Raw genomic sequence first — 13,195 nt, 5'->3', positions numbered from 1 at the left:
TTAATATCATTCGGAATTTATGCCCGTATTTATCACTCAAATTTTAATTAATATTTTTGTTAAACCTGTAAAAAAATAGTAGACCAAACTGTCGTAATAAGAGTGGTTTTATTGGTTCTTTTATCTGGCATAACTTTTTTACTCTATGTACTTGAGCAAATTTAATTGGCTTTGCCTTTATCGGTCTATCAGATATGTCATCTAATAATTTTTTGGTGGTTTTGACTTTGGTACATTGTGATAATAAAGGATATTATTTACACCGTATCGATTCAGAATGATTATGATGATAACCTTTTTTTCGGCTAGTGATTTTATGCGCTAGCGTTGTCTGCCCGGTCAAGTATAGGTATTGTGTTGGCTATTATAGATAAATGCCTATTTCTGCTTGGCTGGCTTGCGTGTGAGGCGACGAGAACTTGGTACTAGATAGATTTGTTCGGTTAATGGTAAATAGCAAGTGGGGCGGTAAATGAACCCTCAATAATTTGAGGGTTTTTATTGCATGTTAACTTAAATTATTAAAGTAAATCATTTTACTTTTAATTGCTGTTGTGCTTTCTTTTGTTTGCGGCTTTTGATTAGCATAATTAAATTTTTATGTGGTGTTTTCATAGATTATTTCCTTTTAGTTATAATTATAGGGTGAATAAATTAGTTTTTAATAATTTTTTACTATATAAATTTTAAGATTGCTAAGCGATGTTAATATCGCTTAGCTGTTATTGGTCAATTAAAACCATTGACCAAAGCGTTTGATATAAATGCGTTTCATCAATTGTGCAACACAGCAATAGCTAAATAGGGTTGCTAAAAGCCATGGAAAGTATGACCAAGGTAATGGTTGTAAACCAATTAATCCACCTAGTGGAGAAAACGGGATATAAATACCTACAGCCATAATTAACAGTGTCATCACAATAACAGGAAATGCTGCGGTGCTTTGCACAAATGGAATTTTTTGTGTTCTAAGCATGTGCACAACCAATGTTTGTGACAATAACCCCTCAATAAACCAGCCTGAATGAAACAGCGATTGCGCTTCAACACTGTTTGCACTGAATACAAACCACATTAGTGCATAGGTTGTAATATCAAAAATAGACGATGTTGGTCCAATCCAAATCATAAAACGTCTAATATTTAGCGCATCCCATTTGCGTGGTTTTTGTAAAAACTCATCGTCCATTTTATCCCATGGTAATGAGAGTTGAGAAATATCATACAGTAAGTTTTGAATAAGTAAATGTATCGCTAGCATAGGCAAAAATGGTAGAAACGCACTAGCTACTAATACTGAAAAAATATTCCCAAAATTCGAACTTGCGGTCATGTTTAGATACTTCATAATATTACCAAAAGTTTCGCGACCGCATATTACACCTTCTTCCAATACCATTAGGCTTTTTTCAAGCAGAATAATATCGGCAGATTCTTTGGCAATATCCGTTGCAGTATCGACCGAAATTCCTACATCAGCATCGCGCAGCGCAGGTGCGTCGTTTATACCATCTCCTAAAAAGCCAACGGTATGACCGTTATCTTGCAATAATCGGATAATTCGCGATTTTTGCAGCGGTGTTAATTTAGCAAAAATAGTGCGTTGTTCGATTTGTATTTTGAGTTCAGCATCATCCATTTTTTCAATTTCAGTGCCAAGTAATGGAATACCTGGCTCTAAACCAACTTCTCGGCAGACTTTGATGGTGATGATTTCATTATCGCCTGTTAAGACTTTAACACCCACACCATGTTCATTCAATGCTGAAATCGCTTCGAACGCACTTTCTTTTGGTGGATCTAAAAAGGTTAAAAAGCCACGAATAGCAAGTGCTGTTTCGTCTTGTACTGTGTATTGTGCTTTTGTTTCGCTAGCTGGAATATCTTTTACACCAACCGCTAATACTCTAAAACCATCTTTGTTGTAGTTATGCGCGAGTGCAATTAACGCTTGTTTACGTTTATCGTCTAATGGTAAATATTCACCATTTTCGTAGACATGACTGGCAATAGATAGCATTTCTTCAACAGCGCCTTTGCAAATCATTAAATGGTTATCACTGCCATTTTGCACAACCACCGATAAACGACGACGTACAAAATCAAACGGTAACTCATCAATTTTTTTGTACAAACCAACACCTACTTTTTTCATGTTGGTCTTTTCTTCGGTGAAACGGATGATCGCTTTATCCATTAAGTTTTTCATACCACTTTGATAATAGCTGTTAAGCCAAGCGAGTTCTAAAACAGAGGAGTCAACTTGCCCCTTTATATCAAGGTGATGTTCTAAAATGATTTTATCTTGCGTTAAGGTACCTGTTTTATCAGTACATAAAATGTCCATCGCACCAAAATTTTGGATAGCGTTAAGTCGTTTAACTACAACTTTACGTTTTGCCATACCAACGGCGCCTTTGGCTAGGTTAGCACTGACGATCATTGGTAACATTTCAGGCGTTAAACCAACCGCAACAGCTAATGCAAAGAGTGCTGCATCACCCCAATCATTTTTTGAAAAGCCATTAATAAAAAAGACAATTGGCACCATGATTAGCATAAAGCGAATAAGCAACCAGCTAACACTGTTAACACCACGATCAAATGAAGTTTCAGCACGCGATCCAACAATTGATTTTGCTAATGATCCAAAATGCGTATCGGCACCCGTTGCAACCACAATGGCAGTAGCGGTGCCACTGACAACATTAGTGCCCATAAAACAGATGTTATTAACATCAAGTAAATTATCTTTATTAATGTTTGATGCTTCGATATTATCGGTATTTTTTTGTGTTACCGCACCTAATGTGTCGTATTTTTCAACCGGAATCGATTCGCCAGTGAGTACAGCTTGACTAACAAATAAGTCACGAGATTCGATTAATCGGATATCCGCTGGGATCATGTCACCTGCTGATAAATAAACAATATCTCCTGGAACAATTTCACTTAATGGAATTTCAATGCGCTCTGGGGTCATATCTTTATGTGCACGTCTTAGCACGGTTGCGGTTGTGCGAATCATTGATTTTAGCGCTTCAGCCGCTTTGTTTGATCTAAACTCCTGCCAAAAACGCAATAACCCACTGAGCGATACCATGGTTAGGATGATAATAATCCCAGTTAAATCAGTTTCTTCACCATTTTGCAAAGGCAACCAAAAGTCAGTTACAAAACTGACGATGGCCAATGCTAATAATACAAATATAAATGGATTATTAAATGCCATTAATAGTTGCACTATCACTGATGGCGCTTTTTCTCGTGCGACTTCATTTTTACCATATTGTTCAATTCTCGATTTGGCACTTTCTTGTGTTAATCCTGAAAGGCTGGATTGAAATTTAGATAAAATGCTATCTAGGCTGTTTTGTGCTTCGTTGATAGCTTTGATATCTACACTATTTTGTGCTTTGGTTTTTGATGTATTTTTTGTCATCATGAGTACCTATATTCATAATTTTGGCAAAAGCATGCCAACTCATTGTTACCAAGTAACGATAAGTCATTAAATTTTGAGATGAGCTAAAATTTTTAGTGCATAGCAAAACTAGCCCATAAAGCTATTTTGTATAGCTAGTGCTGAGCATTAAATTTAATTAGCAAATAGAATTAATTAAGAATTTAGATACAACTCGGTGGTTCTAAATGTTTTTCTGAAAGATGTAAAATACGCAACATTAAGCTTTGTGCGCATTGATGTTTTGAGTTTGTGTGATAGCGTGTAAAAAAATGCATATCGTTCACCATTACCGTTTTATCAATTTCGGCTTGTGAACTGAAAAAATAGTGATTTAGACAGGTTCATTAACCGATAATGATGTGTTTAAAATTGTCTCCCCGCATTTTGGGGTGACCCGATTGAGTGTCCATATTTCTCCTGTAAATTGAACTCTTCACTTTGTATTTCAACTTCCCTTCACCCTCATTTTTAACTTCCATAACAGCTAAAAAAGGAAGAAAAGCTCAAAAGGCGGGCATTTTATACGCCTTTCCGAAACAGAAGTCAACCCATATAGCCTAAAAAGAGTGATAATTGTTAGGGAACAGCATTTATCGCCGTTTTTATCTTCATTTTATATCGAATTTATACCCAACTTACCTAATATAAGATACAATCACTTCACGATTAATTAACAGGAATATTTTAAATGGAACTTTCTGAGTTACTCCATGATAATTGGTTCAATTTAGTGATTATTTTTGTACTTTCTTTGGTTGCATTTATTTATAAAAAACGCACTAAACATAACGGTTTTGATAATATCATTAAATATACCGATATTTTAGAAAAAATTCCTCATCCAAAATATCAGACAGATTATCTAAATAACATTAAAAAAAGGCTCATTTGGGAAAAGGTCTGCTTTTACAAATCCGGCAATATTGACAAAGAAAGTATTGCCATTTCACTCGTGAATGCCGATGTTAATCATCTTATTAAACTGACTCAATTAGATTCCTTAACTCAATATTTTGGGATTGTAAAAAATCGTATTACGCCACTGAAACCCTATTTAATTAAAGAAGTTATGCTTAGCGGTGTTGCATTTGCGTTCGCATTTATTATGTTGCTTTCTAATATAATTACCATTTTTAGTTCAACTTGGATAATTAATGTCATTATTGCTATTTTGACAGTCTTTATTATTATGATCGCTTTATTTTGCTTTGCATTAGAGCCGCTTAAACGATTTAAAACCTATCTTTTAATTTCAAAAGACAGCAGCTTTTTACAAAGAGCAAATAATGAATTAGCTAAAATCATTCAAGATAAAAATAAAATTAATACCACTATTTTAGAAGAAATTAGCACATCAGAAAAATAACAAATTCAGCTATGAGATTAAAATAGTCAGTCAATATGACTATTTTAATAAATAGGATGAAACGTTATTGTTAAAAGTTATCCTATTTTTTGTTTACATGAAATCAAGCCCGAATATTCAGTCTGGTATTTTTTAACTGATTAACCAGCTCTAATAGTGATATGTTGAGCTGATGCATAAACTGCTGATATGAAAACGCTTTTTTACTAATTTCGTCCAATTGTAATTCCCAATGTGCGGTCATATCAGGCATCGACATGATATCGGGTAGCGACAAAATCAAATTTTTACCCACGTCAGTTGAGCGAATTGCTTTACCTTGACGAGTTAAAAATTGGCGTTTAAATAACAATTCAATAATGCCGGCCCTTGTTGCTTCAGTGCCTAAGCCATCGGTTTCACGCAGTATTTTTTTGATTTCAGGATTTTTAACAAATCGGGCAATTCCTGTCATAGCAGACAATAATGTTGCATCAGTAAAAGGTCTTGGCGGTTGGGTTTCTTTACTAACCAGCTCGGTATCAATACATTGCACAGTTTCGCCCTTTTTAACTAATTTAGTTAATAAACCATTACTTTCATTGTCATTTGTCTCGGTTTCAGCTTGGTAGTTTTTACTTCTAAATAAAACTTTCCAACCTTCATCAAGCATCTGGTTGGCTTTAGAAATAAATTTGCCCCCTTGAATGTCAACATCAATTTGCAATTCAGCATATTTATAAGCTGGGTAAAATTGAGCTAAATATTGCGTTGCCACAACTTGATACACCGCTTTTTCGTTATCAGTTAAGTTTTCCATTCTAGCTTTGCGCAAAGTTGGAATAATAGCGTGATGTGCTTCAACTTTTTTATCATTCCAAGCCTTGGAACGTAATGCAAAATTAGCATCACCAATAGCAGTTTGTAGTTCAGGGCAATTATTTTCAATGGCGGACTTTACGCCTGTAATTTGTTTTAAATGTTCTTCGGGTAGAAAGCGACAATCCGACCTTGGATAGGTGATTAATTTGTGTTTTTCATATAACGATTGGCAAATGTCGAGCACATCTTGAGCGCTCAATCCATTTTTTTTAGCCATTTCAATTTGCAATGCCGATAAATTAAATGGCATTGGTGGCGCTAGTTCTTTCTTTTTATTACTGACTTTATCAATTTTTCCAGATTGATTATTAATGCGCTGACAAACATTTTCGGCTAACTTTTTGACTAATACACGCCCTTCTTCATCCTGATAAGGTGCACAGGCTTCGCTGGGTTGCCATTTCGCTTTGAATATTTCATTATCTTTGGTTTGCAGCACAGCAAAAACTTCATAAAATGGTTTAGGTACAAATTGCGTTATCTCTAAATCTCGCCTAACCACCAATCCTAAAATAGGCGTTTGCACTCGCCCTATTGATAATACGCCTCGATAACCGTTTTTTTGCCCAACAATAGTACAAAGCCGGCTCATATTAATACCATAAAGCCAATCGGCTCGAGCTCTTGCTAATGCCGAGGTGGACAAAGGAATAAAATCTTGGTTACTGCGTAATTGTTGTAAGGATTTTTCAACAGCGCTAGCATTCAAATCACTGATTAAACACCGCTGTATTGTTTTGCGTTTATCTGGCGGTAATTGGCAATAATTTAGGACTTCATCAACCAATAACTGCCCTTCCCTATCTGGGTCGCCTGCGTGCACAATTTGATCGGCTGATTTAATCAGATCCACCAAAATATTAAATTGCTTTTTGGTATTTTCTTTTGGCATTAATATCCATTGTTCGGGCACGATGGGTAAATCGCTAATCGCCCATTTTTTATAACGAGGATCATAGACTTCTGGCGTGGCTTGCTCTAATAAATGCCCAATACACCAGCTCACAACATCACCATTACTTGCTTTAATAAAGCCATTGCCTTTTTGATGAGGTTTAGGTAATACATCGGCAATAGCCCGAGCTAAGCTAGGTTTTTCGGCAATAAATAAACGATAAGACTGATTAGATTGCATAAAAATGACTATTCATTAAAAATTCCAAAAGGTATAAACTATTATTCACTTTTCTAAAAAGATGAGTCTAATTACCACCATTTTTTATATTTAAGCCAAATAACTGAAACCAAACAAATCACGACAAGTAATAATATTAACCCATTAAAAGACCAATTCTGTTGGCTAAAGGGAATACCGGCTAAATTGACCCCCAGCAAACTGGTTAAAAAAGTAATCGGCGTAAAGATAATAGTAAATAGCGACATTAAATAAATTCGTTTATTGGTCGATTCAGCCAAGAAACTATTAATCTGCTCCATAATTGAGGCTATTCGTAATAAACAGCTATCTATATCAGACACATAATGATTTTGTTGATAAGAAATATCGTGTAATCGCTGACGATCGTTATCGTCAATCCATGATATTCGTTCTGTTGAAATCTTCACAAAAATATCACGTTGTGGTGATAATAATCGACGTAAGACGATCAATTGTTTACGGACACGACCTATTTCTTTATAAGAAAAAATACGTTGATTTAATACAGATTCTTCTAACTTAATGATTTTATTGTGAACACTATCAAAAGATAAATTAACTTGATCACTAATTAAATCTGACATTTGAATCAACCAATCAGCCACATCCACAGGTCCAATACCTTTTTCTAAACGATCTTTTAATTCAGCAATAGCTGCAATTTCTTGATGCCGAGTTGAAATGATCATGTTATCGGTAATAAAAAAACGAAAGGTAACAATAGGATCGGGAAGTTCATTAGGAATAAAGTTAACTCCTTTTAACACAACTAAAACCCCTGATTCAAAACGGATTTCTTTAGGTATTTGGTTTGGTTTTACCAATTCGTTTTTGATCAAATCAGGAACAAGATCTGTAGCATTTATCCAATCAATCGTTTCTTGCTTGGCAAAATCTAGATGGATCCAAAATGGCTGCGAAATGGAAGGCTTACTCTGTTCGTTAAGTGGCATTGCTTTGCCTTTACCGTCTAATTGACAGACAAAAGCAGGTTGAGCATCTAAAAGATGAGAAACAGAAATCACACTTTCACTATCTTGGTTCGTCATTACTAGTACCATTTATTATTGTTTTTTCAAATTATATACTGAATTTAGATTAAAATGGAGTCAATAATTAGTGTTTATTTTGCTTAAGGCATTAAATAAACTTGAAGGACACAAGAATTATCAGGGTGCTGATAAATACCCAACTTAACCCCAGCTAGCGACAAATATTATCCATTGTCAGAACGTCTTTGGATGTGCTTTGTTCAATAATTTCACCCTGATGAATTAATAAAATTTTGACGGCATATAATAATGCCGCTAAATTGAGATCATACAATACACAATATACCGCCAATTTCCGCTTATGAGCAAGTTGTTTTAACAATCTTAAGATCTGTTGTAGGTGATATAAATCAAGGCTGAAGTGGGTTCATCTAAAAAAGCAATTTTTCAGATAGAGGTTATCATAAAGGCTTAATCAAGATGATGACCTTAATGGTATTTTGCATTAAGTCGCCTTGATGGTCAGCAAGATCGCAATCATGGCGATTCAATCAATAATTATCCAGAAAATTGCCATTCAAATTCAATATCGGCGGAATTAGGAAGGCAAACGGGTGATCAACCTTTACTTAATACCACAGCTGATTACAATAGCAAGACCAAAAGGCACATTACAACACATAGGATAAATAGGGTAATTCTTTAATCATCAAAGAAGCAAAAATAACCGTTTCAATCTGGCCATCAAAGTGCAACTGCAGTCAACTAATATTAGCGGGATTGACGCCTTAACTACCCAATTCAATTATCAATAAACTCATATTTACGATAACACAGACTTAAAAAACACATCTAGAGGCAATTTCAACAACAAACACACTACAAAACCTCAACAGAGCCCTGCTTTTACGCAGGGTATATTTTCTTTAGTCGCAAGAAAAAAGCTAAGGAGTGACACAAAGGCCATCGTAGATAACCGGGTGGAGTGGGGTGCTCTCATAACCTTTCATTATTTGACCGTCGAATGAAGCCACCGTGAAAAATGGAACGCCATTTGCAGAGTCAGTCGTCGGGAAGTCGTCGCCACCAAATTCTGCTCCGATGTAATAATACATTTTGCCCCACTCAGAAAAGAGCCCTGCCCCTATTTGACGCTGGTAATGATTACCTGTCGATGACGGCGTGGCGCCAATGGCACCTGCCCCTCTGCATTGGCTTGAGTTATAACCACGGCAGACTGCGTTAGTGAGATCTTTTACTTTTGGAAGCCGATAACCTAAACCATCACACCACTCAGCATGGGTTGGAGCACTCTCAATATCCCATATGTCGCGAACGAGAAACCATTTTTGTAATACAAATCCATATGTTACAACCCCATTACCCTCGCTATCTTTACCCACTAATTCGAATGTCTGCGGTAAATTTGGCTTATAAATTAGACCTGGGTAAGTTGGTTTTTGACCGATATCAAGATAATTACCGTTCTCATCAACTTCACTGTCATCTAATCTAGGACCTGTTATGGTAACTCGCAGCACATCTTCTGGACCATCAAACCACCCATCCCATACTCCTATCTTCCATTGCACTGTAGCAGTTATGCCCTCATGTGTAACGGGTTCCCAAGTCAACTGCCTTGCATCAACCCCCTCTATATCTAAATCAAAATATAATCCATTAGCGCCCGTAGTTGGAAAATTAAGCTCGTATGATGAGGGATTGATTGATTTCACAAAGAATCCTTTTTTGGGATTCCATATGTCAACAGGACCAGCATTTTCATGTGTACCCCAAACCAGATTTGGCCTAACGAAATTGATGAATGGTGATGGTGGTACCATTATTGAATCACTACGATTACCCCCTCGACCATTTTTACTGCTTACCGCCTGTAAATTCAATGAATACGGCAATAACAACAATAGAGCCAATGCCAACGGGACTTTTCGGAATAATTTCGATAATAATTTGCAAGATATTAACAAGATGAGTGTAGTAATTTGCCTAATAGGTTTATTTAATAATTTTAAGATATAAGACTGCTGGTCTCTAAAACGATGATAATGTATCATGGCTAATCCATAAAGTAATTTTTTTTGTTTTATTTCACTTTTTATATTTCTTCGCTTACTAAACAAGCTACTTTTAATCGGTGAAATTATAGCCGTTAAAAAAAAGATTAGCTAGTTTTTTCAGGGAATTTTTTTTGTAAAGATTTATTAAGAGCTATCGATTCAGTTTTTATCAGAGTGTGGATCACATAAGATGATTTATTTAATTAAAATAATTATTTAGGTTTTAGTCGTTTTAGACTTTTGGTTAAAAAATAGCTATTGGAATAATTTTCAAGTGAGAAGAATCTATGCGAAATCCCTAAAAAACACGTAACCACAGTTTGTTCACTGGACTAGATGTGTTAGTTTGCTTTTGAACATCGGTTGCTTTTAGATCGGTTAGAATAACCCATATACTAGAACTAGTGATGGCCGTTATACCTTTGTGAGTGACTGACTTCCAAGTTAACTAACTACCCCCGCCTATATCTAAATCAAAATATAATTCCATTAGCGCCTGCGATTAAGAAATTATGGTCATAAGATGCAAGCGTACAGTATCGTTAAAAAATTTCGAACTACTCTTTGGTCTGAACATTTTGTAAGGATTTGTTAAACGCAATTAATGGTAATCTTCATTGAGCTTTTAGTGAAAAGTTTTGCAAACCTTGTCAAAAACTTTCAGATAACTATGCGTTTGAATATGAAAATTATTTTTTGTTTTAGAAAGCTATTTTTGTTTCGGGCATTTTATGTTTAGATGATTTTATCATTACGCCGATTATCACGCTTGAAAGGTAGCTAATTTGAAATGGATTTTGGGACAAAATAGAAAACATCCGCAAAAAGATTGAGCTAGCGACGCAATTTCACTTCAAATTTTTTACATTCTTTTTTATTAAAAACCATTCTCCTCTTTTATGCGATCAGTGACAATTTGTCACTTTATCGGTATGATATTGGTCATTTTATTATAATCGATTAGGTTTAGTGTGAATATTCAACAATTATTAACGCAACGTGTTTCGCAAGCGATGATTATGGCGGGTGCAGATAAAAACTGCGACGCTCTAATTAAGCAATCAGCTAAAGCACAATTTGGTGATTACCAAGCGAATGGCATTATGGCTGTTGCCAAAAAACTCGGAATGCCCCCTCGGGATCTTGCTCAGGCGGTTTTACAACATCTCGATATTAATGATATCGCCGAAAAAGTTGAAATTGCCGGTCCTGGTTTTATCAATATTTTTTTAAAAAATAGCTGGATTGCTGAGCAAAATGAAATTGCTTTAAACAGTGATAAACTTAATATTACTTTGCCCGCAAAATCACAAACCATTGTGGTTGACTATTCAGCGCCTAATGTCGCCAAAGAGATGCATGTCGGGCATTTGCGTTCAACCATTATCGGTGATGCCAGTGTTCGCGTTTTATCGTTTTTAGGGCATAACGTTATTCGTGCCAACCATGTTGGTGATTGGGGAACGCAATTTGGTATGTTAATTGCATATCTTGAAAAAATGCAAAATGAGCATGCCAATGATATGGATCTTTCAGATTTAGAATCTTTCTATCGCGCTGCCAAAAAATACTATGACGAAGACGAAGTGTTTGCCGAAAAAGCCCGTAACTATGTAGTAAAACTGCAAGGCGGTGATGAGTATTGTCGCGAGATGTGGCGAAAGTTGGTTGATATTACCATGACGCAAAATATTGCCACTTATAAACGTTTAAATGTTACGTTAACGCTTGAAGACACCATGGGCGAAAGCATCTATAACAGTATGCTACCGGGTATTGTTGCCGATTTAAAACAAAAAGGGCTAGCCGTTGAAAGCGAAGGCGCGATTGTTGTGTTTTTAGATGAGTATAAAAATAAAGAAGGCGAGCCGATGGGTGTTATCATCCAAAAACGGGATGGTGGCTATCTTTACGCTACAACCGATATTGCTTGCGCAAAATACCGTTACGAAACGTTACACGCTGATCGTATTCTTTATTATACTGACTCTCGCCAACATCAGCATTTGGAGCAAGTTTGGACAATTATTCATAAAGCCAAGTATGTGCCAGAATCATTAAAACTTGAGCACCATATGTTTGGCATGATGCTAGGTAAAGACGGTAAACCGTTTAAAACACGTTCTGGTGATACTGTTAAATTAAATGATTTGCTAGACGAGGCTTGTGAACGTGCGACAACATTAATTCGTAGCAAAAATCCTGACTTAACTGAAAGCGAGCTTGCCGAAATCGTCGATGCAGTGGCTATCGGTGCAGTTAAATATGCCGATCTTTCTAAAAATCGTACCACCGATTATGTTTTTGATTGGGATAATATGTTGTCATTTGAAGGCAATACCGCACCTTATTTACAATATGCTTATACCCGTGTGTTATCAATATTTAAAAAATCAAATATTACCGAAGACAGCTTAACAGGTAATATTAGTTTAGAAACCGATAAAGAGCGTGCCTTAGCAACTCGTTTAATTCAATTTGACGAAACAATTTCAACTGTGGCAAGGGAAGGTACGCCGCATGTACTTTGTGCTTATCTTTACGACATTGCGACGCTGTTTTCAAGTTTTTATGAAAACTGCCCTATTTTAACGGCCGACAGCGAAAGCTTGAAGCAAAGCCGCTTGAAATTGGCTTGTTTAACAGCAAAAACACTGAAAACTGGTCTTGATATGTTAGGTATTAAGACGGTTGATAAAATGTAGGTAAACCGCCACCGATGTGAATGCATGGGTGGCAGTTTTGCTAATACACTTAATATTTTGTACTTTTAAGCTACATGATTTGTTTAACAATATTAATCTCTAACCCATCAACGTGATCTTTAGCAAAGTTGGCAAATTCAACAAAATGAGGCGTTGCATTGTGAAAATCAATTGCCTGCTGTGAAGCCCATGTTTCGATCACAATAAAGATATTGGGGTTATCAATACTTTGATTAAGCTCATAGCGCACACAACCTGTTTCGGCCCTGCTACCTGCAACTAATCGTTTAAATATCGGTTGAAATGCATCATAAAATTCTGGTTTAACGGTGATTGTAGCAACAATATTTAATTGGCTCATGTTAACTGCCCTATATTTCACAATAATTGGTTAGTACAGTATACGCTTGGCATCACCAATAATCCAAAACAGAATAATAAGATAAATAATCTCATTTTTGTGACGTTCAATTATGATTATTAAATAATAAGTTATCATTTAATTTTTTATTTTATGAGTAATTTGTATTTATTGAACGCTTTTTTGTTAGTAGAAAATCTAAAAAAT

The 13,195-nt window shown here is 35.7% G+C and carries 7 protein-coding genes; 2 read left to right on the top strand and 5 right to left on the bottom strand.

Annotation, left to right across the window (positions count from 1 at the left end; all coding sequences use genetic code 11):
- Nucleotides 1-733: 733 nt before the first annotated feature.
- A complete protein-coding gene (gene mgtA / locus ACYIAL_RS06120) occupies nucleotides 734-3,442 on the bottom strand; it encodes a magnesium-translocating P-type ATPase (RefSeq protein WP_202984977.1) in 2,709 nt (902 codons plus the stop codon).
- A 712-nt stretch (nucleotides 3,443-4,154) separates the two neighbouring features.
- Here mgtA and ACYIAL_RS06115 point away from each other — a divergent pair.
- Complete coding sequence (locus tag ACYIAL_RS06115) at nucleotides 4,155-4,832, top strand: hypothetical protein (protein ID WP_174797219.1); 678 nt, start codon at nucleotides 4,155-4,157, stop codon at nucleotides 4,830-4,832.
- Between the two features lie 103 nt (nucleotides 4,833-4,935).
- Here the strand turns inward: ACYIAL_RS06115 and ACYIAL_RS06110 are convergent, their stop codons facing one another.
- The 3 genes from ACYIAL_RS06110 to ACYIAL_RS06100 all read right to left on the bottom strand — a co-directional run bounded on the left by ACYIAL_RS06110 (nucleotide 4,936) and on the right by ACYIAL_RS06100 (nucleotide 9,919).
- Complete coding sequence (locus tag ACYIAL_RS06110) at nucleotides 4,936-6,828, bottom strand: DNA topoisomerase III (RefSeq protein WP_174797220.1); 1,893 nt, start codon at nucleotides 6,826-6,828, stop codon at nucleotides 4,936-4,938.
- A 71-nt stretch (nucleotides 6,829-6,899) separates the two neighbouring features.
- Nucleotides 6,900-7,901, bottom strand: a complete 1,002-nt coding sequence (gene zntB, locus ACYIAL_RS06105; protein WP_174797221.1) for a zinc transporter ZntB — start codon at nucleotides 7,899-7,901, stop codon at nucleotides 6,900-6,902.
- An 887-nt stretch (nucleotides 7,902-8,788) separates the two neighbouring features.
- On the bottom strand, nucleotides 8,789-9,919 hold the full coding sequence (locus tag ACYIAL_RS06100; RefSeq protein ID WP_483751222.1) for a hypothetical protein: 1,131 nt from the start codon (nucleotides 9,917-9,919) through the stop codon (nucleotides 8,789-8,791).
- A gap of 974 nt (nucleotides 9,920-10,893) precedes the next feature.
- Between ACYIAL_RS06100 and argS the strand changes: the two genes are divergently transcribed.
- Nucleotides 10,894-12,627, top strand: a complete 1,734-nt coding sequence (gene argS / locus ACYIAL_RS06095; protein ID WP_483751221.1) for an arginine--tRNA ligase — start codon at nucleotides 10,894-10,896, stop codon at nucleotides 12,625-12,627.
- Between the two features lie 70 nt (nucleotides 12,628-12,697).
- Here argS and ACYIAL_RS06090 read toward each other — a convergent pair whose 3' ends face one another.
- Entirely contained in the window at nucleotides 12,698-12,988 is a 291-nt protein-coding gene (locus ACYIAL_RS06090) for a putative quinol monooxygenase (RefSeq protein ID WP_174797224.1), read from the bottom strand.
- Between the last annotated feature and the right edge of the window lie 207 nt (nucleotides 12,989-13,195).

This window comes from Gilliamella sp. X-57 (assembly GCF_057063565.1).
This window is presented reverse-complemented; position numbering and strand designations above follow the sequence as displayed.